Here is a 23,347-nt window from a genome sequence, read left to right as displayed (position 1 = left end):
TGCCGCCGGACAGCGTTCCGCCGGCCGGCCCTGGGGTCCAGCCGGAAGACCTCATCCAGGTCGCCCGGCATCGAGGGGCGAGGCATGAAAATGGCCGATCCCCGGAGGGACCGGCCATGAGTGGAACAGGGTTTGAAAAATCCGGTCAGCAGGTCTGCCGACGCACGATGCTCTCGCGTTACGAGGCCTTCTTGATCGACGTCACGATGCCGGTCTTGTCATCGACAGTCACCGCCACCTTGGCGCCGACCTTCAATTTCCCGATCGTCGCTTCCGGTGACAGCTGGTAGATCTTGCCGTCGTCGAGGGTGATCGACTTGGTCGTCGGGTCGACGGCCTGGATCGTGCCCTGAACGGTCGCGGCATAGGCCGTGCCGAGGAAGGCGAGCAGAGCGGCGGTGGTTGCGAGGGTCTTCTTCATGGGGTGCACTCCGTGCTGTTTCACTTTTCCGGGCCGCCTTGGGAAACGACAGCACCGGACGGCCTTAAACTGGAACGGAAGCGCTCGCTCCGCAAATCACGTTGGGTGAATTTTTGCAAACAATATCATAGGCTTAATTCCGACACATTGTCTGCGACCGAGATCATTTCAGGCCGCTTCGGCTCCCCCAATGAGCGGACTTCTGTCCGCGAAAAGAGTCGTTTAGCCGGATTGTGGCGGGCGGTTTCGATCACGGCGCGGCCGCCGCAATCCGTCTCAAGCGGCATCACGAAACAGACTGCCGACCGGTCATCGATACACATTTTGTTTCATGGATCAGCTCAACTCGCCGCTCCGAAGTGGATGAAACTCGCGCTCCGGTTGCAAATCGGGAACGGATGCGGGATGGTGCGCCGTTACGATGAAAGGGGGCCTTCCATGAAACTTGCAGTCCGGACCGCGATGTCCCTGATGCTGGCGCTTGCGCCGGGGTCCGCCTGTGCGCAAGGCGCGGATCCGGGCGATGACAAGACGATTATGTTTACCGAGGACGATCCCGAGATGGCGGCAGCGACAGCGCAGGCGCTCGCCAGCCTGGATGAATTCCTGGCACTGTCCGAGGCTCCTTCCTCCGACACCGACAGGTTCAAATTGAAGGTCAAGGTGCGCGACGGCAACGTCAGCGAGCACTTCTGGGTCATCCCGTTCCGCCGCACTGAAATAGGCTTTGTCGGCATATTGGCGAACCAGCCGGAGCAAGTGCGTAATGTGGTCCTCGGGCAGAATATAGAATTCACCCGAAACGATATTTCCGACTGGGGCTATATGCGCGCCGGCCATCAGGTCGGCAGCTTCACCGTCTGCGTTATGTTCAACAAAATGTCGAAAGAGGAGGCGGACACCATGCGCGACCAATACGGCTTTGACTGCTGACAGCGAGGCCCAACTAATCGATCTCGTCCTTCGCGCCGATCTTGCGCACAAGTGCCGCCGTCGCCAGCATCGCGCCCATGTCCGATATCATCGGCGCGACATGCGTGGTGTAATCGAGCGGCACCGAAATATCCGGCAGCTCGAAGAAATTCTTCGTCTGCGGCAACAGCAGGAACCCATCGCTGCCGTTGAGCGCGACACGGGCCGGATCGTCCGGCCAGGTTTCGCCAAGCCATTTCAGCGCCTGCGCCAGCCGGCCGCTCACCAGTGGCTGTGCCGCCCCGAGATTGTCGGTGCGGAACTCGTACGCGGCGTCGAGCGCCACGTCGCCACTGGACAGCTCCTGCAGCTTGCTGGCGAATATGCCGCGAAAGAAACTGATGACCGCGTTGGTCCGGCGCGTCGCCACCAATATGCCGGGGAACGGCGCGATGGTCTCGAAGGCGACGATGACGCCCTGAAAGGCCGTCGACGAGCCCTTGCCCGACCCTTCCCGCAGATGCGCCTCGTAGAGCTCGAACGGAAACCCTTCGTAGCGGCCCGCGACGATGTCGTCGAACGCCTGCCGGTTGAACGGACCAACCGCCGTGCGCGGCAACCGGTCGAATGAATTCGGCGTCACGCCAAGCTGGTAGCGCATGTCGGCGATGAAGCCGAAGATGATCGGCAACAGCGTCTCGCGGAACGATTGCTGCAGCCGCGTCGCCGGTTTCCTGGCCTGGAAATAGAGCAGGATCGAAGCCGCGAAGCCGATGACATACAGGAACACATGCGGCGTCGAGACCCATTGCTCGTTGGGGTCGGCGACCTTGTTGAACAGCCAGGCGACCAGCACCACGGCCACCAGCACCAGGCCGACGAACACCGGCACCCGCCAGCGCACCTGCCTGACCGCCGACGCCCTCGCCGCTTCATAGGCCGCGATGTCTTTCCGGATGCCGGCGATGACCGTTTCGCTCGGCATGAAATCCGCTGTTTCCACCGCTATCCCCCGCAATCCTGCCTCTGCGGGAGCATGATAGTCGGTTTTGCAGGGGCCGCCAGACGTTTAAGCGGGTACGCCTTGATCGGTTGGTGGAGAAGGGAAGATCGCTTTCAGTCGCCCCTCGACCTTGTCACGCACTCGGCCCTCCAAAGCCTCCACCAACACCAGCCGCTCATGGTCGCCGGCGCGCAGGCGCATGAAGGGATGCAGCCGGTAAGATGCAATCGTGCCGCGCGTACCGGCATCGGCACTGACATCGACAGTGAGGATAGAACCGATGCGACCCGGCCATGGCTGGCGGGCGAAGGCGGTGCCGAGGAAATCGCCGAGTCCATAAGCGACCACCGTCTTGTCGATCCTTTCCACCGGCTGCACGACATGGGCGTGATGGCCGGCGATCAGTCCGACGCCCTGCCCGGCCAGCCGCCTGGCCAGCGCCCGCGTCTCGGCGCGCGGAAAATGCCGGAACTCCCAGTCCCAATGCGGCACGGCGCAGAGAAGATCCAAGCCAGCGCGCGGCCAGCCCGCCGGATCGCTGTCCATCGAAACGCGCCCGGTGAACAGGTTTTCATCGGCGTTGCGCCACAGCGTGAAGGCGGCAAAGCCGATATCAAGCGGTCCGACCCGGACAGGCATCACCGGACCATTGGCCACCAGGCCGATCGTGCGGATGCCGAGCCGCTGAAACGCTGCCACCGTCTCGTCGAAACCGGCGACGCCCTGATCGAGCACATGATTGTTGGCCAGCGACAACAAGAGCTTTTCGCGTGAAATACCAGCCGCCGCCAGCGCCTCGGCCAGGAACCGCTCGCTCATCGCGTGATGCGTGCCGAGCGTCGTGCCCAGAGCCGCGCTTGCTCTGTCCACAACAGGGCTTTCGCAATTGCCGATCACCAGATCGGCAGCGCCGAGCAGCGCCTTGATCGCCGGATCGCAATCCGGCGCGCTGCGGTTGGCCACCGCCGAGATGTCCCCGACAAAGGCAAGCCGCATTGTCTGCCTCGGCGGCGGATCCATAAGCGTCCCAGCCATCGGCGCAAAGTCTTGCACGTCGCCGGCCAGAGACGGCTTCAGGAAACGCGGCAGCCAGGACAGCTTGTAGGAAAACGGATAATTCGACACGCGATGCCCAATTGTTTGCCCTGTGTAGACCGTCCGGCGGGCGGGTTGAAGCGCAGCGCTGCAAATGGTGTATATCTGCGCTGCGCGACAAATATTGGGGGAAAAGATGACACGACTGGCAGGCCTGCTGACCGCTTTCATTTTGCTCCTGCCGCTGTCTTCCGCGTCGGCGGCAATGCCCGAAGCGGCTACCCGACTGTTCGAGGCGAAGAGCGTGGCCGCGCGCGACGCTGCCCTGTCGATGCTGGAGGCCGCCGCGCCAAACGACCCGGCATCCGCCTATGCGGCCGGGGCGGGCGAGTTCTTCACCGCATTGGAGATCCTGGCCACCGGCCTGCACCGCCATGGTTTCGAAAGCCCGCAGTCCTTCATGCTGCCACTGATGCGGTTGCCGGTGCCCGACAATCCCAATCCCGAGCCGCTGACTTACGAGCAGTTCCGCGCCATCCTGGTCGGCTTCCGCGACCGGCTGGAAAAATCCGCGGCGACGTTTGCGTCGGTGCCGCCCGATGCCGATATCGGCATGGTGATCGATCTCACCCATGCCGGCATAGACCTCAACGAGGACGGCACCATCGCGCCGGACGAGAGCATGGCGGCGATCATCGCCGCGTTGTCACGCGGCGGCATTACATCGGACGACGCCGTTCCCACGCTCACTTTCCGTTTCGACCGCGCCGACGGATACTGGCTGCAGGGCTATGCCGAGTTCCTGATGGCGCAGGCCGATTTCTGGCTTGCGCATGATTTCAGGAGCACCTTCGACGGCTCGTTCCACATGCTGTTCCCGCGCGCCAAGCTGCCGTTGCAGGATATTCTCGTGCCGCCGGCAGGCGACATGGGCTCGAGCATCTTCTCCTCGGAATGGCGCATCGCCGATTTCATCTCGATGGTGCATCTCATCAACTGGCCGGTGGTCGAAGCGGAGCGCCGGGAAGCGGCGCGCCGCCACCTGCTGGAAATGATCCGGCTGTCGCGCGAGGACTGGAAGGCGATCCGCGCCGAGACCGACAATGACCGCGAATGGCTGCCTGGACCGCAGCAGAAGGGCGAGAACCCGCTCACCGGCCTCGAAGTCGGCGAGGAGCAGGTTCAGGCCTGGCTCGCCGCCCTGACCATGGCCGAAGATCTCCTGGAGGGCCGCAAGTTGCTGCCGCATTTCCGCGTCACCGCCGGCACGGGCCTGGGCATCAACATGAAGCGCTTCTTCGATGACCCAAAAAACTTCGATCTGGTGCTGTCGATTACCGGCCCGGCCATCGCGCCCTACCTCGAAAGCGGCGAGCTCGTCACCAGCAGCGATTTCGACCAGATCCAGCGCCAGTTCGGCGGCGGCGGGTTTTTGACATTTGCGCTGTGGTTCAACTGAGGGTGGGCTGTTTGAGACCGCCCTCCCGCGGGAATCGCAGCATGGCAGGCAACAATTTTACCGGAACACGCGCCTTTTGTAGGCAGTTTCTGCCGGTAGCCGGTTCGCTGCATATACCGCGGAAAGGCGCTGCGTAGAAATTAGCAGTGGCTGTTTTGCTTGACTCGGCCGCCAAAAACAGGCAGCAAAACCAGGTCGGAAGGGCGACAACACCACTTTCCTGGCCGTGGACGAAGCCAAATTTGGGCCAAATCCGCATCTCGTCGTTGGTTTTGAGAGGAATTGATTAACCAACTTTGTCCATATTTTGAAGCAATTGGCAACCAACTACAGACGCGGCAAACGCGTCGGGGACCACCTGGGATCACTCACAGAATGGTCGTCGCGGCTCTCAAGGCCACGTACGGGGAAACCGATTGAAGCGAGATTGGTTGCATGGCGTTGTTGAGTACACATAAAAAAAACCGGGGACAGGGCGAAGGCGGCGAGTTCGTCGATGCTCCGCGTTCCTCTTCCTTTAACGCTGGCCGGGTGGCCCGCTGGGTCGCGCTGCCTTGCGTCAGCACCGCCATCGGCCTTTGGTTGATCGGCACCATGGCCGGCCTCAGTTCCGTCGGCGCCTCGCTGTCGGCGACTTCGGTTGGCCTGCCCCAGACGCTGTCCATGCCGGGATCGCTCGCACTTACCGATCCGCTGAAACAGCACTTCTTGAAAGCACCCTTCGTGCTGGCCAATGCCAATGGCGGCACTCAGGCCCTGCATGATCATTCGGTGCAGTGCGGTGCCAGCTGTTTCAAGCTGGCCAGGGTAAGCTCGCAGGCGGAAAAGTCCGAACGCCTTGTGGCGCAAGCAAAGCCGACGCCCGCCGCCGTGAAGTCGAAGGCGCAGGAGCGCTTCGAACGCATGGAAGCGTCGCTTTCGCCGATGAAGCTGGCCGCTGCCTTTGCCAACGCCGGAAAGCCTGCCGCCACTGCCAACACCCGCCCGGTGATCTCCACCGTCGCACCGCGAATTGCCGAGGCGTCGCTGGTGCCGTCCGTCCAGGTCACGGCCAGCCTGTCCGATAACATGCCAGTTCCGGCAGCCGAACGTTTCGCCCGGCCGGATACCGGCTCGGTGGTCGTGCAGACCGCACCGCAGCCGATGGATTTTGCCCAATCCGATACGCCAGACAATTCGCAGTTGGCGCTTGCCCTCGTGCAGTCGTTGCCGGCCGACGACGAGGCATTCGCCTCACCGCTGCCGATCGAGGAATCGTCAGCCGATGTCGCGGTTTCCCCCGTCGAAACCCAGCAGGATCAACCCGGCGATGCCGCCTCGCTGCCGGACGCGCTGACCGACGACGTGCCGTTGCCGACCCGCCGCCCGCAATTCGACCCGCCGCAGCCCAAAATCGTCCAGCAGCAGCCTAAGCCCGTTCAGCAGCCCAAAACTGTTCAGCAGCCCAAGCCCGCCCAGCAATCGAAGCCGGCACGCGAGACGGTCCAGCAGGCCCAGCCGGCAAAACCGACGCGGCAAGGCCGGCCGGCCGATGGCGGCGATGTGCTGGCCTATGCTAAGCCCGACACGCCTTCGGGCGGCCTTGGCAAGGCGTTCAGAAATCTGTTCAACTCGCCGGGATCCAGAAGCGGAGCCGGAAATGGCGTCGCCGTCTACGATATCAGCGCCGGCACCGTCTACATGCCTGACGGCTCAAGGCTCGAGGCTCATTCTGGCATCGGCGCCATGACGGACCAGCCGCGTTATGCCGACCAGAAGAACCGCGGACCGACACCGCCCAACACCTACAATCTGTCGCTGCGCGAGTCGCGCTTTCATGGTGTGGAGGCCTTGCGCCTGACACCGGCCGATGGCCGCAACAAATACAATCGCGACGGGTTTCTGGCCCATACGTACCTGCTTCGGGGCCGCTACGGCCAGTCGAGCGGTTGCGTCGCCTTCAAGGACTATGCGCGCTTCCTCGCCGCCTACAAGAAGGGCAAGATCAAACGCCTTGTCGTGGTGCCGCGCCTGAACGGGTCGGCGACGCAGGTCGCATCAGCCGCCAGGGGCGTGTAGCGACAAGAGGCTTTCGGCCGCACCTTCCCGCCTGCTCCTGACAGCCTGCTGTCAGGAGCAGCGCTGTTCGGCACGCCTCTCCCCACCGCGCTCTTTCCATTTTGGCCAGGAAATCCCATATTCGGGACATGGCCAAATCCCCCGATAAGAAAACGCCGCCGACGGCGAACGACGACCGCGCCGCGCCGAAGCGGCGCAGCCCGCTGACCGATTTCCTCGACGCCTCCGAGCCGCTGCACAGAGGCGGCTTCGCCGAGATGCCGCAGCCGGAGCTCTCTGGCACGCGGCTGACCGGTTCGATCGCGGATTGGGCCGAGCAGATCGAGCAGGAAGCCGAAAACGAAGGACGTCTTGTCGGCAAGGGCGACGGCGGCAAATCGCCGAAGCCGTCGAAGAAGATACCCGAGCGCTCGAGCTCGCCGGGACGCAGTTCGCGCGGCACCTCGATGGGTGGCGCGGCGTCAGCCAGGGAGCGCACGGCAGCCGGCCTCAATCCGGTCGCTGGCCTCGACATCTCGCTGGAGGACGCCGAGACCATGGCTTCGGGCAGCGTCACCGCGACGGTGGCGGCACTGTCGGCGTTGATCGAATCCGGCAATCCGCTGCACAAGGACGGCGTGCTGTGGACGCCGCATCGCCCTGCCCGCCCGGAAAAATCCGAAGGCGGCATTGCCATCAAGATGGTTTCGGATTTCGAGCCGGCCGGCGATCAGCCGACCGCGATCAAGGATCTGGTCGAAGGCGTCGACAACAACGACCGGACCCAAGTGCTGCTCGGCGTCACCGGCTCCGGAAAAACCTTCACTATGGCCAAGGTGATCGAGGAGACGCAGCGCCCTGCCTTGATCCTGGCGCCGAACAAGACGCTGGCGGCGCAGCTCTATTCCGAGTTCAAGAAATTCTTCCCGGAAAACGCCGTCGAGTATTTCGTCTCCTACTACGACTATTACCAGCCGGAAGCCTACGTCCCGCGCACCGACACCTTCATCGAGAAGGAATCCTCGATCAACGAGCAGATCGACCGCATGCGCCATTCGGCGACGCGTTCGCTGCTCGAGCGCGACGACGTCATCATCGTCGCCTCGGTGTCCTGCATCTATGGTATCGGCTCGGTCGAGACCTACACGGCGATGACCTTCCAGATGCAGATCGGCGACCGGCTCGACCAGCGCGCGCTGCTCGCCGATCTCGTCGCCCAGCAGTACAAACGGCAGGACATCAATTTCGTTCGCGGCTCGTTCCGCGTGCGTGGCGACACGATCGAGATCTTCCCCGCCCACCTGGAAGACCGCGCCTGGCGCATCTCGATGTTCGGCGACGAGATCGAGCAGATCACCGAGTTCGATCCGCTGACCGGCCAGAAGACCGGCGAGCTGAAAAGCGTCAAGATTTACGCCAATTCGCACTATGTGACGCCGCGCCCGACGCTGAACCAGGCGATCAAGTCGATCAAGGAAGAGCTCAAGCACCGGCTGGTCGAACTCGAGCGCGCAGGCCGCCTGCTTGAGGCGCAGCGGCTGGAACAGCGCTGCCGCTTCGACCTCGAAATGCTGGAAGCCACCGGCTCCTGCGCCGGCATCGAGAACTATTCGCGCTATCTCACCGGCCGCCAGCCGGGTGATCCGCCACCGACGCTGTTCGAGTACATTCCCGACAACGCGCTGGTCTTCATCGATGAAAGCCATGTCACCGTGCCGCAGATCGGCGGCATGTATCGCGGCGACTTTCGCCGCAAGGCGACACTGGCCGAATACGGCTTCCGTCTGCCGTCCTGCATGGACAACCGGCCGCTGCGCTTCGAGGAATGGGATGCCATGCGTCCGCTTTCGGTCGCCGTCTCGGCGACCCCTGGCGGCTGGGAAATGGAGCAGGCCGGCGGCGTCTTCGCCGAACAGGTCATCCGCCCGACCGGCCTGATCGATCCGCCGGTCGAGGTTCGCCCGGCCAAGACCCAGGTCGACGATGTCGTCGGCGAAATCCGCGACACCACCAAGGCCGGCTATCGCACGCTGGTCACGGTGCTGACCAAGCGCATGGCCGAGGATTTGACCGAATATCTACATGAGCAAGGCATCCGCGTCCGCTACATGCACTCCGACATCGACACGCTGGAGCGCATCGAGATCCTGCGCGATCTGCGCCTCGGCGCCTTCGACGTGCTGGTCGGCATCAACCTGCTGCGCGAAGGCCTCGACATTCCTGAATGCGGCTTCGTCGCCATTCTCGACGCCGACAAGGAAGGGTTTCTGCGCTCGGAAACCTCGCTGATCCAGACCATCGGCCGCGCCGCCAGAAACGTCGACGGCAAGGTCATCCTCTATGCCGACCAGGTGACCGGCTCGATGGAACGGGCGATGGCCGAAACCAACCGCCGCCGCGAAAAGCAGGTGGAATGGAACGAGGCCAACGGCATCACGCCGGAATCGGTCAAGTCGCGCATCTCCGACATTCTGGATTCGGTCTACGAGAAGGACCACGTCCGCGCCGACATTTCGCAGTTCACCGACAATGCCGGCGCCATGATGGGCAACAACCTCAAGGCCCATCTCGACGCGATGGAAAAGCAGATGCGCGATGCCGCGGCCAATCTCGACTTCGAGAAGGCGGCTCGTATCCGCGACGAGATCAAGCGTCTGCGAGAGATGGAACTGTCCATCTCCGAAGACCCACTGGCCAAATACGCCGATATGGAAAGCCCGGCCTCAGGTCGCGAAAAGGGCAAGCACAACAAGGGCGTGGCCAAACATCGGACAGCAGAGGAACAGGAGCGTTTCCGCAAGCTCGACGCGGCACAGGCCGCAGAGGAAGCCGCCAGGGCCGCCCGGCCCAACCTCTTCCGCAAACCAGCGCTCGACGAAATGGGCGCCGATGGCGCCGTACCGATAAAGAAGCCGCTGTTTGCCAAGCCTTCGATCGACGATATGGGCCCTGGCACCGACATGACGACACCGGCCGGCGCCGTGTCGCGCTCGCTGTTCAAGAAACAGTCGGCCGAAGAGGCACATGGCTCCGACTTCGGCATTCCCGGCGAGCCGGTCAAGCCGCTGTTCAAGAAGAACTCGCTTGATGAGATGACCGTGCGGCGGACCGAAAAGCCGGTAGAAGGAAAGATGCCGGCCAAGCCGCAGCCGATCTCCCCCACGAGTGGGGAGATTGGCAGCTTCAGCGCTTCGCTCCCTCCTGGACCGCCCACTTGCCACCAGCCTCGCCTTTGGTGTAATCGCTCCGCACACTCGAACGTCTTGAAAGGAGGGCTCACGTGTTTACGTTTCATCGTCACCATCGTCAGCGTGGCCCGATTTCTGCCCTGCGAGCTTGCTTGCAGGGCTGACCAGGGACGGTCCGGGTTTTTCCCGCTTCGATTTTTTGGTCTGCCCTTCGTGGTGTTGCAACGCCGAGCCTGATGGCCAGCCTGCGCACCGTCAAAGTGCATTGAACCGGACTTTTCCTCCGGCAAGACCAGAGAAATCAAAATGGCCCTGATCAGCCTCAAATCCCTCGGCGTCACCATGAGTGCGCCGCTGTTTGCCAATCTCGACCTCACCATCGGCTCCGGCGACCGGCTCGGCATTGTCGCCGCCAATGGCCGCGGCAAGTCGACCTTGCTGAAATGCCTGACCGGCGAGATGGAGCCGACCTCCGGTGACATCACCCGCACGCGCGGCCTGCGCGTCGGTCATGTCGAGCAATCCGTTGCCCCGGCCCTTCTCACCCGCAGCTTCCATCAGGTAGTGGCCGACGTCTTGCCGCCCGAGCAGGCTGAAAGCGAGCTGTGGCGCGTCGACGTGGTTCTCGATTCACTCGATGTGCCGGAGCCCATGCGCGAGCGGCCAATGCAGGCGCTGAGCGGCGGCTGGCAGAGACTGGCGCTGATCGCCCGCGTCTGGGTGACAGATCCGGACGTGCTGCTGCTCGACGAACCGACCAACCATCTCGATCTGGCCCGCATCAGCCAGCTCGAAACTTGGCTGAACACGCTGCCGCGCGAAGTGCCGGTCGTCATCGCCAGCCACGACCGGGCCTTCCTCGACGCCACCACCAACCGGACGCTGTTCCTGCGCCCTGAACAGTCGCCGGTGTTTGCTCTGCCCTACTCCCGCGCCAGACAGGCGCTCGACGACGTCGATGCTTCGACGGAGCGCAAGTTCCAGCGCGACATGAAGGTGGCGCAGCAATTGCGCCGACAGGCGGCCAAGCTCAACAACATCGGCATCAATTCGGGCAGCGATCTGCTGACGGTCAAGACCAAGCAACTCAACCAGCGGGCCGAAAAACTAGAGGAAGCGGCGAACCCGGCGCATCGCGAGAAGTCGGCGGGTGCCATAAAACTGGCCAATCGCGGCACTCACGCCAAAGTGCTGATCACGCTCGACGACGCGGCTGTCGAAACACCCGACGGCACACTGCTGTTTCAGACCGGCAGGCGCCATATCTGCCAGGGCGACCGCATCGTGCTGCTCGGCCGCAATGGCGTCGGCAAGTCGCGCTTCGTCACCTTGATCCGCAATGCCATCATCGAACCGGACACGTTGCGGAATGTGAAGGTGACGCCGTCGACCGTGCTCGGCTACAGCGACCAGGCGCTGTCCGGCATCAGCGGCGACGACACGCCGCTGGCGATGGTCTCGCGCCGCTACGATGTCGGCGAGCAGCGCGCACGGTCCTTGCTGGCCGGCGCCGGCGTGGTCATCGAGATGCAGGAGAAAAAGATCGGCGTGCTGTCCGGCGGCCAGAAGGCGCGGCTGATGATGCTGGCCCTCAGGCTCGCCGATCCCAACTTCTATCTGCTCGACGAGCCGACCAACCATCTCGACATCGACGGCCAGGAAGCGCTGGAAGCGGAACTGCTGGCACATCAGGCAAGCTGCGTGCTCGCCTCGCACGACCGCTCCTTCATCCGCGCCATCGGCAACCGCTTCTGGCTGATCGAGAAGCGGAAGCTCACCGAAGTCGAAGACCCGGAGGATTTCTTCCGCTCGGTGGTTGAAACGGCAGGATGAGGCCAACGGAGTCGGCTGGCATGTAAATTATTTGCTTACAGACCTTGTTTTTTGTAAGCAATCTGTTTACATATACCGATGATCAAGTCCTTCAAGAACAAGGCGCTGTCGGACCTCTTTCAAACTGGAAAGACCGGCAAGATCGACGCCAAGATGCACAAGCGCATTCTTGTCCGGCTTGACCGCCTGGAAGCTTCGGAGAAGCCGGAGGAAATGAACCTTCCCGGCTTCGATTTCCACCCGCTGAAAGGCTTCGATCCAATCCGCTACACGGTCCACGTCAACGGCCCGTGGTGCATCACATTCGAGTTCGACGGCAAGGATGCCGCCCGCGTCGATTTCGAGCAATATCACTGAGGCGGCCAGACTGGAGAAGTTCGACTTATGACCGTGCACGAGCCGACGCGTCCTATTGAGCGTTGTCCCTCCCACCCAGGAGCGCTGCTTGAGGACATTATCCCGGCAACTGGCAAGACCAAGGTGGAAATTGCAAATCTGCTCGGGATTTCCCGGCAGCATCTCTATGACATCATCCGCGAAAAGAAGCCGGTTTCACCGGCTGTGGCCGCTCGCCTTGGCAAGCTGTTCGGCGACGGAGCCGCGATCTGGCTTCGAATGCAGGCGGCTTTCGATGCCTGGCACGCAGAGCGTGAGGTTGATGTTTCAGCGATCCCTACGCTCAGGGTTGCGTAGGTCCGTACGGCAGCATTCGAATAGACCATCAGACGCCACGATAAAAAAATTTCGACGGTCTGTCGGATAGCCTCAGCCAGCCCCGTCCTTGGGATGCCGACACGATGATGCCGGCGCCAACCCAGGGAGAATTATCATGTCGGTTCTTTCATCCATCGGTCGCATCGCAACCCGGTATGCGGCAGCGCGCGCTCGTCACCGCAGCGAGCGCATCCTGCTTTCACTGCCTGCCTCGCTGCGCAAGGATATCGGTTTTCCGGACGTCTTCGACGCGCAGAACGGCCGCCGCCCCTGACCTCGCGAGGCGCCAGTCAGTCATGCGTATCGCCTGAAAGCGGTGTCGCCTGCATCGATACGCGTTTTTCGAAAGCCTCGAACCAGTGCGTCAGCCGCGCCCGCGAGCGAAAAGGCGGCAGGTGTCGGAACGCCATCCAGGACAGCGTGGTGGCCAAGGCGATGTGGCCGACATGGAGCGGTGCCTCGTCGTCCAGCGTACTTTCGATCCAGTCGTAGCTCGCCTCGATCTTTTCCCGGTATCCGTCGGCGAGAGCGCTATAACGCAGCTGTTCGGGTCTTCTTTCCGTCTCCCAGCGCAAAGCGATGCCTGTCTGCGCGAGGCCCTGGGCGACCGACTGCAGCCGCAACGCCTGCCAGCGCGCTTCGCCATCTTGCGGCAGCAGCTTGCGGCCGTCATGCAGCGTGTCGAGATAGGCGCAGATGACATCGGAGTCGAAGATCGGCGACGCGTCGGGCCGCAGCAGCACCGGTACTTTGCCGAGGGGATTTTCGGCGTAGACGCGAGCATTGTGCAAGGTCGGACTGGTCTCGTGATGAATGACCTCGAGCCGATCGGCAATGCCGGCCTCATGAGCGAAAACGAGCGCTTTGCGCGCAAAGGGTGAATGGGTCTGATAGTAGAGGATCATTGTCATCTCGGGGCTGAAGCGGCGTTCGCGTGATCCATCTGTTCTAGCCCGCGAGCAGCGAGAATTGCGCTCTGATTGGGGGCCGCCGACGCAAGTTCGTTTCACGTCTCTCGTTCAGCTGCCGGCTGCCTGGCCAGTCCAGGGCCGGTCGGCCAAAAAAAATCTCCCGGCCATGTAGGATCGCCGCCGCCTCATCCGTCCTTTGGCTCGCAACGCCAAACGCAAAGAGGAACAACAAATGACTGACCAGACCCCCGTTCAGCCCGCGGCCAAAGTGCTCGGCGGATTGACCCCCTATCTGCAGTTGGATGGCGCCTTCAAGGCTGCCGAATTCTACAAGAAGGCCTTCGGCGCGGAGCAGGTCTTTGCCTATCCGGCGGACGAAAAAGGCCGCACCATGCACATTCACCTCTACATCAACGGCTCGACGCTCATGCTCTCCGATTTCTATCCGGAAAACGGAATGCCCGCCGTCAAGCCGCAGGGTTACACAATGCAGCTTCACCTCGGCAGCGACGATATCGAAGCCTGGTGGAAGCGCGCCGTCGATGCCGGCTGCGAAGTCGCCGTGCCGCTCCAGGTCATGTTCTGGGGTGATCAATGGGGCAATATGCGCGACCCGTTCGGCGTCGAATGGGCGATGAACGCGCCGGTGAAGAAAGCCTGATCTGCCGCCGATGGCCCGAGCCCCTCACCGGCCAGCGCCGGTGAGGCCCCGTGAACTTCCAGGAGGAGATCCAAAATGTCCTATGTCGATGGTTTCGTACTTGCCGTATCCAAGGCAAAACTCGATGACTACAAGAAGCTGGCCAACCTCGCAGGGCCTATCTGGAGGGAACATGGCGCGCTCGCCTATGTCGAATGCATCGGCGACGACGTGCCCTATGGCGAGGTCACGTCCTTCCCGCGTGCCGTGCAGGCCAAGGACGACGAGATCGTCGTCTTCGCCTGGGCCGTCTATGAGTCGCGGGAGAGCCGCGATGCCGTCATGGCCAAGGTGATGGCCGACCCGCGCTTGAAGGCCGATTGGGCGGACATGCCGTTCGACGGCAAGCGCATGATCTTCGGTGGCTTCAAGCCATTCATTGAGCTTTGAGCAGCCGGTAGCGATTAGAAGAAGCCTCAGCTTCGTCATCCTAGGGCGAAGCAGGAGCGAAGCTCCGTCGCGAAGCCCCTAGGATGACGACGCGGGTGCTTAGGCCAATCTCTAAGGCCACGCGATCAGCTAGATAGCGTTGCACTAATCCAGCTTGTCCAGCAACGGCTTGAGCCGGTCTCCATAGCGCTTCCACAGATCGACCGACCCCTGATACATCGGCTGGCGCACCTGTGCGGCTGAAGCCGTGCGAACCGGTCGGTCGGTTTCGTGGAACGATAGTGCCGCATCGTCCCAAGGCAGGCCGAGATGAGCGATCAATGCCCGCGTCTGTCCGTCCTGGTCGGCGACAAAATCCTCGTAGCGTACATCATGCACGACGCCCGGCAGCACCGTGTGCCAATGCTTCATGATGTCGGTGTAGAGATTGTGGAAGTCGGCGAGCTCGCCGAGATCGTAGCCATAGCGATGGCTGTCGCCGCGGAAATGCACCTTGTAGATCGACAGGCAGGTGGCCGCTGCATCGCGCGCGCAGTGGATGATCCTGGCCTTCGGCATCATCATGTGGATGAAGCCGACAAGCAGGAAGTTGCCTGGCATTTTGTCGGTGACGTGACGCATGTTCGTATAGCGGGCATGCAGCATGTCGAGATAGGCTTGGCCTGCCTCGGCAAAATCCGCATCGCCGGTATCCGATACGCCCCATGGGAAGCCACCCGGCATGGTCGCCGGGAACTGCCTGCCGACCGCCTTCTTCAAGATGCTGAGCTCGCCTGCGCCATAGACCTGCGGATGGCTGGCAATGATCTGCTCGACCAGCGTCGTGCCCGAACGCGGCATGCCGACGACGAAGATCGGCGTGTCGTCGCTGATTGAGCTGGGCCTGTGCTTCTCGAAGAAGCCGGCATCGAAGGTGGCCTTCATCGCCTCGAACTCGGCCCGCGTCCTGGCCTGATCGTAGTCGATGCCTTTGCGGCGGATCGCATTGCCTTCGGCGAAATAGTCGAAGGCCCGGCCATAATCCCTGAGATCGTCATTCGCCTTGCCGAGTCCGAAAGACAGCTGCATGCGTGCCAGGCTGTCCTGCGGCGCCTTGGCATGCTGGGCCTCCATGCCCCCAAGCTCGCTGTCGCGCTCCTTCTGGCGCTTGACCTGCGTCAGCATCAGCCAGGCTGTGGCCATGGCGGGATTGATCGCCAACGCCTGCCGGAACAGGTCGGCCGCCTCGTCAAGCTTGCCCTTTTCCATCAACCCGACGCCGAGCCCGTGCAGCAGGTCGGCATCCTTGGGCCGGATCGTCAGCGCTTCGCGGAAGACGGCGAGCGCCTCATCCAGCCGCCCGGCTTCCTGCAGGGTTTCGGCAAGCCCGATGCGGGCGCGCACATGAAATGGGTTGCGTGCAACCGTGCCGCGATAAATCTCTTCGGCCTCTTCGAACTGGCCGACCTGCTTCAGCGATGAGCCTAGATTGTCGCGCGCCGCGAGCTGGTCCGGCCGCAGATCCACCGCCCCGCGGAAGAAATCGATGGCCGCAGCAGGGCGGCCGAGGTCGCGCATCACCGTCCCGAAATTGTTGAGGAAATCGGGATTCGTCGGCTGCAGGCTCACCGACCGTTCGATGAGATCCAGCCCTTCTTCGCTGCGCCCGGTCTGGTGCAGCAGCAGTCCCAGGAAATGCGCGGCGGCGGCGTGCTTGGGCTGACGCGCCAGCACCTGCCGGTAGATCGTCTCAGCCTCTTGCCGGCGCCCGGCCTGATGCAGTTGCAACGCCTGCTGCACATACTGGTCGAGGCCCAGCGGCGGCTGTCCGCCTGCGCCAGACCTGGCTCCCGCACCCGCCGCTCGTCTTTGATCTCTGTTGATGGGAAACCTGCCGTGTTTTGTCCGCCTGTGGCGATCTAAGCCATCGGCGCCGCAGGTTCAAGGCTTCGCCTGCTGTCTCGTCCTTTCGTCGGTGCGGAAAGATCAAATCAGGCGATTGGTCTCGGCAACCTGCCTGGCACGCCGGACCGTTCCATCGGTGTCGGCGATCCTTCGCTTTGCCGCCTCGTCACTTCTGACAGTCAGCCGCGGCGACAGGACAACCATCGGCTTTGCCATTACCGGCTTTGCGACCGGCGTGATCGTTACGGGGGTGCCTATTGGCGTCTTTACGGACATCACGAGGTCTCCTTCTTCAATTCACAAGAAAAATGAAAATACCGGGAGAATTATTCCCGCTAAGCTTCAAACAGTTTTTGAATTGTATGAATTTGTATCATCATTTTTCTGATAGTTACAGCGCGCAATTTTTTGAATGAAACCCAATTTTATTTTAAAACGCCTTGATTAAATTACAACAAAGGCCTATTTGTACAGGATCGCTTTGGGCCAGAATTGGCATCTCGCGGCGTCAGAGGTTCTCGACCCGCCAATCTCATTCCAAATCATCGATACGGGGCGCGCGGCATATTCGCTCCGCGCGACCATTCTCATTCTTCGAAAGACCGACATGAACACCGGAACCGTGAAGTTCTACAATGGCCAGAAGGGCTTCGGCTTCATTCAGCCGACCGATGGCGGCAAGGACGTCTTTGTCCATGTCAGCGCACTGGAGCGCGCCGGCTTCCCCGGCCTCGCCGAAGGCCAGAAGCTGCAGTTCGAGTTGGAGCGTGACACCAAGGGCCGCGAGTCGGCCGCCAATTTGCAATTGATCTGATCCGGCCGAATTCGATGAACGCTGACCACGGATGTACTGGCAGCTCTCGAAAGCGGCTTATTTCCAGCGACTGCCGGAAATAGGAACGCGGGGCTCGTCCCCGCTTTTTTGTTTTCAGGACCGCTGCTTTGCATAGGTAAGACAATGCCGGACCGCACCACCCACTCCATCGCGCACTTCACCGCACCTTTCGTGCTCGGCGGACTGGAAGGGCAGCTGCCGGCCGGCGACTACGACATCGACCACGACGAAGAGCTGATCGAGGGCATGTCGCGGCTTGCCTGGCGCCGCGTCGCCACTTTCATCCATCTGCCGGCAAGGGCAGCGAAAAACCCGCCCACCAGCCAGCTTGTCGCCATCGATTACCTCGAACTCGAAACAGCGCTGAAGCGCGACAGGGAGAATGCAGCATGATCCGTTTCCAGCAGAATGCGCGCCCGCGCACCGACACGCCCGCGCACCAGTTTTCGATCGGTCAGACCGTGCGCATGAAGAGCCGCACCGGCCTCGTCCAGAAGACCGCCGAACTGTTCCAGATCAAGAGCAGGCTGCCGGTCAAGGATGGTTCGCCGCAATACCGCATCCGCAGCGAGCAGGAGACCTATGAGCGGGTCACCACCGAAGACAATCTCGAACCGGCAGATCCGGTTGTTGCCGGCAACCCCGTTGTTGCCAGCAACCCGCTCATCTGAGACCTCACCGCCAAGCCAACACTGAAGTAGGAGCACGACATGTCCAAAGGTCAACAGCGAAGCAACCGCGAAACGCGCAAGCCGAAGAAGGACAAGGTCGTGGCCAAGCCCGCCTCCCCGTTCGGCTCCTCGGTCAAGCAGGCGGAGAGCAGCCTGAAGCCGAAGTCGAAGGGCTGACAAACTGGAGGGCGCGCCTCGTGCGCCCTTTCCGTCGTCCCTCTGTGAGGGGACGAATTGACTGGACAGGCCTGCGCAATGCTCTGCCACGGAGGCGCGCTTGAATTTCGTCATCGAGTTCTACCGGTCGCGCGACGCCGACAAAGCCACTCTCGACAAGGTATCACTGGAGGCGCCGAACCTGCGCGCCGCGCTGCAGGGCGCCACCGCGCTGTTCCACACGCTGGCCATGCCGCAAATCCCCGATCGCCTGCGCATCTGCGACGACAATGGCTGCGAGCTTTACGCCGGCCCGGCCGACGGCGCCTATCCGGTTTAGAGCGGCGGTGCTGCCCCACGACTCCATTAAAGTTCACGTAAGATCGAGGCCCTAAGATCCGCCTGAACCGGGCCGCTGCCACGATTGGTGGCCGAGACGTTTGCGGGCGACCACCCACGATCGCCGCTCATACCCGAAGGCAGGAGGCGCATGGACAGGTCGCGCATCATCGTGACGGCGGTGGTGTTGGCCATGCTGGGCGCCATCGTACCGATAGCGGCTATGTTTCATCTCGCTTGGCTTCAGGCCGTCCAAAAGGAACATGAGCGGCTGCAGTTGTTCGCCAGCCGCGCCATCGCCAGGGCCGACATCTCGCTCAAGGATGCGACCATCGCCTTGCGGCAGATCGACCAGTTCACCGGCGTCCGCTGTTCGGCGGACCATATAGCCCGCATGCGGCAACTCACCATCAACACGCGCCCGATCGAAGAGATGGGCTATTTCGAAAATGGCCTGCTCAAATGCTCTTCCTGGGGACTGACTGAAGGGCGCGTTGCGCAATCCATCCCGGACTTCACCACCAGGGACGGCATTGCCGTCACCGCCCGCATGCAGCCGGTGATGAGCGAGGACCATTTTCTGATGGCGCTGCAATACAGGGACCACAATGTCCTTGTCGATCCGGTACGCTTTGTCGACGTCATCGTCGATCCCGGTGTCCAGCTCGCTTTGACGACGCAAACGGGCATCCTGCTTGGCGCGCTGAACGGACCGGATCCCGCCCGCATCGAGAAGATCGTCGCCGGCCCCGGCGAAGGCATCGATGACGATCTCCTGTTTGCCACCGCGCGCGAGACGGGCTGGATCGCTGTCGCCACCGAACCGACAAGCCAGATCCTGGGCAGCGTTCGCCAGCAGCAATTCCTGCTGCTCCCGCTCGGCGCCTTCATGGCCGCCTTCATCATCGGCATGGTTGTGTGGCTGTCGCGAAGGCGGCTTTCGCCCTTGGGAGAATTGCAGATCGCCGTGCGCAAGCGCGAATTCATCGTCCACTATCAGCCGATCGTCGAACTCAGGACCGGCAATTGCATCGGGGCGGAAGCGCTGGTGCGCTGGAAGCGGCCGAACGGTTCCCTCGTCCGGCCCGATCTCTTCATTCCGCTGGCGGAAGAGAGCGGCCTGATCACGGCGATCACCGATCAGGTCATTGCGATGGTTGTGTTCGACCTGAACAGGCTTCTGGTCGCCGACCGCTCGCTTCACATCGCCATCAATCTCAGCGCAACCGATGTCGGCACCGCGCGGGTCCTGCCTATCATCGAAAAGGCGTTGCAGCACACCGGGATCCGGCCCCAGCAAATCTGGCTCGAGGCGACGGAGCGAGGTTTCGTCGATATCAACTCGGCCCGCTCGACGCTCGTTCGTGCCCGCGAACTTGGCCACGCAGTGGCAATCGACGACTTCGGCACCGGCTATTCCAGCCTGTCCTATCTCGAGGGGCTGCCGCTCGATGCGCTCAAGATCGACAAATCGTTCATCGATACGATCAGCACGAATTCCGCCACCAGTTCCGTCACCCCGCATATCATCGACATGGCCAAGACACTAAAGCTGAAGATCGTTGCCGAGGGCGTGGAAACGCAGGCGCAAGCCGACTACCTCGCGGCGCGCGACGTCGACTACGCCCAGGGCTGGCTTTTCGCCAGACCCATGCCCGCGTCCGAGTTCATCGCCTACTGTCGCCAGGTGAAGCCGACGGCTTGACGCCTGTCGTCCTCAACAAGGCGCATCGTTCTCAGCACGGCCCGTCACCAACGACGCGATAGTCCGCGGCGCGGGCTTCGCAGGAATTGGGGAAGGTGCGCATCTCGCCATGACGGCGGCCGCAGACCGGAGCATATTCGCGGGTGCAGAACGTCTGCTCTTCACCGCCACCGCCACCGCCACCGCCGCCGTCGCGGCACGGGCCGTCGCGCACGATGCGGTAGCCGGCCCGGTCGGCAAGACAGGCATTGGCGAAGGTCTGGCGGTCGCCGCCGCGGCGGGCACAGACCGGCTCGTACTGCTTGCTGCAATATTGCGGTTCGGGCCGTGGCGGACGCGGGCGCGGCCCTGGTCCCTCATCGACGACGACGGTGCAGGCGGCAAGAATTGCCGACAGCAACAGGATGACAAAACCCTGCCGCGAAAAGATTGCCGCCAGAAATTTCATGATGATCTCCCACGATCGGTCCCCGGTTACCGATCCTCGCCATTCCTTTGCCAAATGCAACCCCGTTTGAGCCTCGCAAACGACAACGGCGCCTGGCCCGCAAGGGGGGATAGCGCGCCGCCGATGTCTGGCCCATTCGTGGGCTGGCTCTGGCCGATGACCCGACCGGCAAGCAAGCCTATGCCGAGCCCATCGATGCCCAAGTCAGTCGATCCTTGCGTCGGGATGCGCCCAGTGTGGCGGCCCGCGGCGGTATCTTGCAACCATCACGTTTCCGTGCGATAAATTCCGTGTTCGGGCATTTGCGACCCGGAGAGCGGAACGTTTTGGACGACCTTTCCCCGATACTGTGAATCTCTGACGGCCCCGTTTTCGGCGGGGGGTTTGACCATGCGCCAATGCATGACTGCCGAAGCAACCACCGGGAACTGCCCTTTGCGCCAGGCGGCGGGCGGGACCACCAAAGACTGAACGGGTGAAGGAGTTTCCCCAATGGCCCAGACCGGCACCGTTAAATTCTTCAACGCGACCAAAGGCTTCGGTTTCATCACGCCCGATGGTGGCGCCAAGGATGTGTTCGTCCATATCTCCGCGATCGAAGCCTCCGGCTTGCGCACGCTCGTCGACGGCCAGAAGGTCACCTTCGACGTCGAGCCGGACCGCATGGGCAAGGGCCCCAAGGCCGTCAACCTCCGCGCAGCCTGAGCCATCGGCGCGCCGCATGTCACTCGGACGTGCGACGGAGGCTCCATGCCTGCACCTGGCTTGGAGAGGGATCTGAATTTTGAAAGGCGCGGCGATCTTCGTCGCGCCTTTTCCTTATCGAAGGCGCGGGCCGGTGATGTCGCCCAAGCCGCCAGGTTCTGGGCAACGACTTGCATAAAAACAAAGACCCAAAGCATGCCGCAACGTGCTTTAGACGCCCGCAAAACTTTCCCTTGCCGATGACGCTAAAATAAAGGACAAATTTCCACTCGGGCATTTGCCGGCCCGAGACTGGAGTCTATGGGACAAAGGAGCTTCCCATGCCGCAGACCGGCACCGTCAAATTCTTCAACCATGCCAAGGGCTTCGGCTTCATCACGCCCGATGATGGAGCGAAGGATGTTTTCGTCCATATTTCAGCCGTGCAGGCGTCCGGTCTTCCCGGTCTCGAGGATGGCCAGAAAGTGTCGTTCGACACCGAGCCGGACAAGCGCGGCAAGGGTCCCAAGGCCGTCAACCTGTCGGTCGGCTGAGCCGGCTTCAAACCGGCGATCCCAGGCAGATCGCTCCCTTGAGAGCCTATGATTTTTGACGTCTGTTTTGAATAGACACGTAAAAATCCGTTCAGCCCCCGTTCAGCCACGGTCGCATATTAGTCTTCGGTAAAGCCGGACCGCATCCCCGAAACTACACGGGCCGGCACGAAGGAGATCGACATGAACCGAATTTTCAAAACCGCCGTCCTGGCCGCTGCCGTGGTCGCTACCACGCTCACGGCCTTGCCCGCCGCCAATGCGCGCGACTGGCGCCGTCATCATGGCCATCATGGCAACGGCGATGCCATTGCCGCCGGCGTGCTCGGCCTCGCGGCCGGCGCGCTGATCGGTGGTGCATTGGCCAATGACCGGCCGCCGCCCGGCGCTGACCGCTACTACGATGACGGTTACGATCGTGACGTGGTGATACGCCCGGCCCCGGTGCGCCGCTACTATGCGGAGCCGCGAGTGGTCTACGCCGATCGTTATGCCGAGCCATGGACGCGTGACTGGTACGAATACTGCTCGGACCGCTACCGCAGCTTCAATTCCCGTACCGGCACGTTCACCGGCAATGACGGCGAACAGCATTTCTGCACTGCCAATTAAACCAAGGGCTTCCCTGCCCCAAAACAGAAAAGCGCTGACCGCAAGGCCAGCGCTTTTTTGTTGTGGTCCCTACAATGTCAACGGTCGCTTGAGGCTGATGAAAACAGCTACGGTTCCGAGCCTGGTTCAAGTCAAAAAAGGGTTGGTCCGCCTCTCCTCGCCAAAACGTCCGCCGGGACCGTGGCCACAGATGAAGCCGATGTCATCGCCGAGCGGCAGGAGCTTGTCCTTGATCGAAGCGATCAGCGCCGCGTGGTCGCCGCCCGGCAGGTCGGTGCGGCCGACCGAGCCGCGGAACAGCACGTCGCCGACATGGGCGAACTTGGCCGCGCGGTTGTAATAAACAACGTGACCTGGTGCATGGCCGGGGCAGTGCAGCACCTCGAACACATGGCCGCCGAACGACACGGTCTCGCCTTCGGCCAGGAACCGGTCGGGCACGCAGTTACGCGCTCCGGCGATGCCGTAGCGCTTGCCCTGGTTTTCCAGATTGTCGAGCAGCGACTTGTCGGCCTCATGCGGACCGATGATCTCGACGCCGAGCGCCTCCTTCAACTCCATTGCGCCGCCGGCATGGTCGATGTGGCCATGCGTTATCCAGATAGCCCCGGCTGAGATCGCATTGTCCTTCAGCACCGCCAGCACCTTGTCGATATCGCCGCCAGGATCGACGACGACGCCATGCTTGTCATCCATGTCGAACAGGATGGTGCAATTCTGCTGGAACGGTGTGACCGGCACGATGCCGGCATTGAGCTGACCCATGATCGTCCTTTCGATGTTCACGGGTGATGTAGAGGCGCGGACAAAGGGCGTCCACCCTCGAAAGACGAACATCGGTAGCTCCGAAAACGGA

The 23,347-nt window shown here is 62.2% G+C and carries 27 protein-coding genes; 20 read left to right on the top strand and 7 right to left on the bottom strand.

The window, feature by feature from the left end:
• Positions 1-178 precede the first annotated feature (178 nt).
• The gene (locus EOA19_RS12640; RefSeq protein ID WP_013530037.1) at positions 179-421 is read right to left on the bottom strand and encodes a DUF1344 domain-containing protein; all 243 of its coding nucleotides are present in this window, start codon (positions 419-421) and stop codon (positions 179-181) included.
• A 12-nt stretch (positions 422-433) separates the two neighbouring features.
• Between EOA19_RS12640 and EOA19_RS35860 the strand changes: the two genes are divergently transcribed.
• On the top strand, positions 434-1,354 hold the full coding sequence (locus tag EOA19_RS35860; protein WP_245486147.1) for a DUF2314 domain-containing protein: 921 nt from the start codon (positions 434-436) through the stop codon (positions 1,352-1,354).
• Between the two features lie 13 nt (positions 1,355-1,367).
• Here the strand turns inward: EOA19_RS35860 and EOA19_RS12630 are convergent, their stop codons facing one another.
• On the bottom strand, positions 1,368-2,318 hold the full coding sequence (locus EOA19_RS12630) for a hypothetical protein (protein WP_245486145.1): 951 nt from the start codon (positions 2,316-2,318) through the stop codon (positions 1,368-1,370).
• An 84-nt stretch (positions 2,319-2,402) separates the two neighbouring features.
• Positions 2,403-3,461, bottom strand: a complete 1,059-nt coding sequence (locus tag EOA19_RS12625; protein ID WP_128303780.1) for a CapA family protein — start codon at positions 3,459-3,461, stop codon at positions 2,403-2,405.
• 106 nt (positions 3,462-3,567) lie between these two features.
• On the opposite strand from EOA19_RS12625, the gene EOA19_RS12620 reads away from it, so the two are divergent.
• The 7 genes from EOA19_RS12620 (at position 3,568) to EOA19_RS12590 (ending at position 12,876) form a co-directional block, all read left to right on the top strand.
• Entirely contained in the window at positions 3,568-4,830 is a 1,263-nt protein-coding gene (locus EOA19_RS12620; protein ID WP_128303779.1) for a hypothetical protein, read from the top strand.
• A 531-nt stretch (positions 4,831-5,361) separates the two neighbouring features.
• The gene (locus EOA19_RS12615; protein WP_348629831.1) at positions 5,362-6,888 is read left to right on the top strand and encodes a tlde1 domain-containing protein; all 1,527 of its coding nucleotides are present in this window, start codon (positions 5,362-5,364) and stop codon (positions 6,886-6,888) included.
• A gap of 128 nt (positions 6,889-7,016) precedes the next feature.
• Positions 7,017-10,292: an excinuclease ABC subunit UvrB gene (uvrB, locus tag EOA19_RS12610; protein ID WP_245486143.1), complete on the top strand. Its 3,276-nt coding sequence runs from the start codon at positions 7,017-7,019 to the stop codon at positions 10,290-10,292.
• Between the two features lie 69 nt (positions 10,293-10,361).
• Positions 10,362-11,888 (top strand): ABC-F family ATP-binding cassette domain-containing protein, encoded by a 1,527-nt coding sequence (locus tag EOA19_RS12605; RefSeq protein WP_023809787.1) that lies wholly within the window; start codon positions 10,362-10,364, stop codon positions 11,886-11,888.
• A gap of 78 nt (positions 11,889-11,966) precedes the next feature.
• Complete coding sequence (locus EOA19_RS12600) at positions 11,967-12,245, top strand: type II toxin-antitoxin system RelE/ParE family toxin (RefSeq protein ID WP_023809788.1); 279 nt, start codon at positions 11,967-11,969, stop codon at positions 12,243-12,245.
• Between the two features lie 27 nt (positions 12,246-12,272).
• Positions 12,273-12,581, top strand: coding sequence for a HigA family addiction module antitoxin (locus tag EOA19_RS12595; protein WP_023809789.1), 309 nt, complete (start codon positions 12,273-12,275; stop codon positions 12,579-12,581).
• 136 nt (positions 12,582-12,717) lie between these two features.
• Positions 12,718-12,876: a hypothetical protein gene (locus EOA19_RS12590; RefSeq protein WP_023809790.1), complete on the top strand. Its 159-nt coding sequence runs from the start codon at positions 12,718-12,720 to the stop codon at positions 12,874-12,876.
• Between the two features lie 16 nt (positions 12,877-12,892).
• Here EOA19_RS12590 and EOA19_RS12585 read toward each other — a convergent pair whose 3' ends face one another.
• Positions 12,893-13,507 (bottom strand): glutathione S-transferase family protein, encoded by a 615-nt coding sequence (locus EOA19_RS12585; protein WP_023809791.1) that lies wholly within the window; start codon positions 13,505-13,507, stop codon positions 12,893-12,895.
• 238 nt (positions 13,508-13,745) lie between these two features.
• On the opposite strand from EOA19_RS12585, the gene EOA19_RS12580 reads away from it, so the two are divergent.
• Both EOA19_RS12580 and EOA19_RS12575 read left to right on the top strand, forming a co-directional pair.
• A complete protein-coding gene (locus tag EOA19_RS12580) occupies positions 13,746-14,174 on the top strand; it encodes a glyoxalase/bleomycin resistance/extradiol dioxygenase family protein (RefSeq protein ID WP_023809793.1) in 429 nt (142 codons plus the stop codon).
• A 75-nt stretch (positions 14,175-14,249) separates the two neighbouring features.
• Positions 14,250-14,603, top strand: a complete 354-nt coding sequence (locus EOA19_RS12575; RefSeq protein ID WP_023809794.1) for a DUF1428 family protein — start codon at positions 14,250-14,252, stop codon at positions 14,601-14,603.
• Positions 14,604-14,747: 144 nt separating this feature from the next.
• On the opposite strand, the gene EOA19_RS12570 is transcribed toward EOA19_RS12575, so the two are convergent.
• Positions 14,748-16,370, bottom strand: coding sequence for a tetratricopeptide repeat-containing sulfotransferase family protein (locus tag EOA19_RS12570; RefSeq protein ID WP_245273128.1), 1,623 nt, complete (start codon positions 16,368-16,370; stop codon positions 14,748-14,750).
• A gap of 94 nt (positions 16,371-16,464) precedes the next feature.
• On the opposite strand from EOA19_RS12570, the gene EOA19_RS35255 reads away from it, so the two are divergent.
• The 7 genes from EOA19_RS35255 (at position 16,465) to EOA19_RS12540 (ending at position 20,193) form a co-directional block, all read left to right on the top strand.
• Positions 16,465-16,875, top strand: coding sequence for a hypothetical protein (locus tag EOA19_RS35255; RefSeq protein WP_155930562.1), 411 nt, complete (start codon positions 16,465-16,467; stop codon positions 16,873-16,875).
• A gap of 219 nt (positions 16,876-17,094) precedes the next feature.
• Positions 17,095-17,301 carry a cold-shock protein gene (locus tag EOA19_RS12560; RefSeq protein ID WP_023809797.1) on the top strand — a complete coding sequence of 69 codons (207 nt, stop codon included), beginning with the start codon at positions 17,095-17,097 and terminating at the stop codon, positions 17,299-17,301.
• 144 nt (positions 17,302-17,445) lie between these two features.
• Positions 17,446-17,715 carry a hypothetical protein gene (locus tag EOA19_RS12555; protein ID WP_023809798.1) on the top strand — a complete coding sequence of 90 codons (270 nt, stop codon included), beginning with the start codon at positions 17,446-17,448 and terminating at the stop codon, positions 17,713-17,715.
• Entirely contained in the window at positions 17,712-17,993 is a 282-nt protein-coding gene (locus tag EOA19_RS12550; protein ID WP_023809799.1) for a hypothetical protein, read from the top strand. Before EOA19_RS12555 ends, EOA19_RS12550 begins: the two co-directional genes overlap by 4 nt.
• A gap of 39 nt (positions 17,994-18,032) precedes the next feature.
• Complete coding sequence (locus EOA19_RS35250) at positions 18,033-18,170, top strand: hypothetical protein (RefSeq protein ID WP_164482279.1); 138 nt, start codon at positions 18,033-18,035, stop codon at positions 18,168-18,170.
• A gap of 100 nt (positions 18,171-18,270) precedes the next feature.
• The gene (locus tag EOA19_RS12545) at positions 18,271-18,489 is read left to right on the top strand and encodes a hypothetical protein (protein ID WP_128303776.1); all 219 of its coding nucleotides are present in this window, start codon (positions 18,271-18,273) and stop codon (positions 18,487-18,489) included.
• A gap of 150 nt (positions 18,490-18,639) precedes the next feature.
• Complete coding sequence (locus EOA19_RS12540) at positions 18,640-20,193, top strand: EAL domain-containing protein (protein WP_128303775.1); 1,554 nt, start codon at positions 18,640-18,642, stop codon at positions 20,191-20,193.
• A 31-nt stretch (positions 20,194-20,224) separates the two neighbouring features.
• On the opposite strand, the gene EOA19_RS12535 is transcribed toward EOA19_RS12540, so the two are convergent.
• Complete coding sequence (locus EOA19_RS12535) at positions 20,225-20,641, bottom strand: Kazal-type serine protease inhibitor domain-containing protein (RefSeq protein WP_128303774.1); 417 nt, start codon at positions 20,639-20,641, stop codon at positions 20,225-20,227.
• A gap of 492 nt (positions 20,642-21,133) precedes the next feature.
• On the opposite strand from EOA19_RS12535, the gene EOA19_RS12530 reads away from it, so the two are divergent.
• The 3 genes from EOA19_RS12530 to EOA19_RS12520 all read left to right on the top strand — a co-directional run bounded on the left by EOA19_RS12530 (position 21,134) and on the right by EOA19_RS12520 (position 22,491).
• Positions 21,134-21,346 (top strand): cold-shock protein, encoded by a 213-nt coding sequence (locus EOA19_RS12530; protein WP_006202520.1) that lies wholly within the window; start codon positions 21,134-21,136, stop codon positions 21,344-21,346.
• 320 nt (positions 21,347-21,666) lie between these two features.
• Positions 21,667-21,879 carry a cold-shock protein gene (locus EOA19_RS12525; RefSeq protein WP_013530020.1) on the top strand — a complete coding sequence of 71 codons (213 nt, stop codon included), beginning with the start codon at positions 21,667-21,669 and terminating at the stop codon, positions 21,877-21,879.
• A gap of 183 nt (positions 21,880-22,062) precedes the next feature.
• Positions 22,063-22,491, top strand: coding sequence for a BA14K family protein (locus EOA19_RS12520; protein ID WP_023809802.1), 429 nt, complete (start codon positions 22,063-22,065; stop codon positions 22,489-22,491).
• Positions 22,492-22,617: 126 nt separating this feature from the next.
• On the opposite strand, the gene EOA19_RS12515 is transcribed toward EOA19_RS12520, so the two are convergent.
• Positions 22,618-23,256, bottom strand: coding sequence for an MBL fold metallo-hydrolase (locus EOA19_RS12515; protein ID WP_024505622.1), 639 nt, complete (start codon positions 23,254-23,256; stop codon positions 22,618-22,620).
• Positions 23,257-23,347: the final 91 nt, after the last annotated feature.

It is taken from the genome of Mesorhizobium sp. M7A.F.Ca.US.010.02.1.1, from assembly GCF_004023085.1.
Classification (GTDB): Bacteria; Pseudomonadota; Alphaproteobacteria; order Rhizobiales; family Rhizobiaceae; genus Mesorhizobium.
The sequence above is the reverse complement of the archived record's forward strand: the minus strand, read 5'-3'. Positions and strand labels throughout refer to the sequence as shown.

What these genes read in the sequence shown, in the direction of transcription:
- EOA19_RS12535 (WP_128303774.1), bottom strand. Translation starts at nt 20,641, where the DNA reads ATGAAATTTCTGGCGGCAATCTTTTCGCGGCAGGGTTTTGTCATCCTG.
- EOA19_RS12580 (WP_023809793.1), top strand. Translation starts at nt 13,746, where the DNA reads ATGACTGACCAGACCCCCGTTCAGCCCGCGGCCAAAGTGCTCGGCGGA.
- EOA19_RS12530 (WP_006202520.1), top strand. Translation starts at nt 21,134, where the DNA reads ATGGCCCAGACCGGCACCGTTAAATTCTTCAACGCGACCAAAGGCTTC.
- EOA19_RS12600 (WP_023809788.1), top strand. Translation starts at nt 11,967, where the DNA reads ATGATCAAGTCCTTCAAGAACAAGGCGCTGTCGGACCTCTTTCAAACT.
- EOA19_RS12540 (WP_128303775.1), top strand. Translation starts at nt 18,640, where the DNA reads ATGGACAGGTCGCGCATCATCGTGACGGCGGTGGTGTTGGCCATGCTG.
- EOA19_RS35250 (WP_164482279.1), top strand. Translation starts at nt 18,033, where the DNA reads ATGTCCAAAGGTCAACAGCGAAGCAACCGCGAAACGCGCAAGCCGAAG.
- EOA19_RS12605 (WP_023809787.1), top strand. Translation starts at nt 10,362, where the DNA reads ATGGCCCTGATCAGCCTCAAATCCCTCGGCGTCACCATGAGTGCGCCG.
- uvrB (WP_245486143.1), top strand. Translation starts at nt 7,017, where the DNA reads ATGGCCAAATCCCCCGATAAGAAAACGCCGCCGACGGCGAACGACGAC.
- EOA19_RS12585 (WP_023809791.1), bottom strand. Translation starts at nt 13,507, where the DNA reads ATGATCCTCTACTATCAGACCCATTCACCCTTTGCGCGCAAAGCGCTC.
- EOA19_RS12630 (WP_245486145.1), bottom strand. Translation starts at nt 2,318, where the DNA reads ATGCCGAGCGAAACGGTCATCGCCGGCATCCGGAAAGACATCGCGGCC.
- EOA19_RS12590 (WP_023809790.1), top strand. Translation starts at nt 12,718, where the DNA reads ATGTCGGTTCTTTCATCCATCGGTCGCATCGCAACCCGGTATGCGGCA.
- EOA19_RS12560 (WP_023809797.1), top strand. Translation starts at nt 17,095, where the DNA reads ATGAACACCGGAACCGTGAAGTTCTACAATGGCCAGAAGGGCTTCGGC.
- EOA19_RS12575 (WP_023809794.1), top strand. Translation starts at nt 14,250, where the DNA reads ATGTCCTATGTCGATGGTTTCGTACTTGCCGTATCCAAGGCAAAACTC.
- EOA19_RS12640 (WP_013530037.1), bottom strand. Translation starts at nt 421, where the DNA reads ATGAAGAAGACCCTCGCAACCACCGCCGCTCTGCTCGCCTTCCTCGGC.
- EOA19_RS12520 (WP_023809802.1), top strand. Translation starts at nt 22,063, where the DNA reads ATGAACCGAATTTTCAAAACCGCCGTCCTGGCCGCTGCCGTGGTCGCT.
- EOA19_RS12550 (WP_023809799.1), top strand. Translation starts at nt 17,712, where the DNA reads ATGATCCGTTTCCAGCAGAATGCGCGCCCGCGCACCGACACGCCCGCG.
- EOA19_RS35255 (WP_155930562.1), top strand. Translation starts at nt 16,465, where the DNA reads ATGGGAAACCTGCCGTGTTTTGTCCGCCTGTGGCGATCTAAGCCATCG.
- EOA19_RS12595 (WP_023809789.1), top strand. Translation starts at nt 12,273, where the DNA reads ATGACCGTGCACGAGCCGACGCGTCCTATTGAGCGTTGTCCCTCCCAC.
- EOA19_RS12555 (WP_023809798.1), top strand. Translation starts at nt 17,446, where the DNA reads ATGCCGGACCGCACCACCCACTCCATCGCGCACTTCACCGCACCTTTC.
- EOA19_RS12515 (WP_024505622.1), bottom strand. Translation starts at nt 23,256, where the DNA reads ATGGGTCAGCTCAATGCCGGCATCGTGCCGGTCACACCGTTCCAGCAG.
- EOA19_RS12620 (WP_128303779.1), top strand. Translation starts at nt 3,568, where the DNA reads ATGACACGACTGGCAGGCCTGCTGACCGCTTTCATTTTGCTCCTGCCG.
- EOA19_RS12525 (WP_013530020.1), top strand. Translation starts at nt 21,667, where the DNA reads ATGCCGCAGACCGGCACCGTCAAATTCTTCAACCATGCCAAGGGCTTC.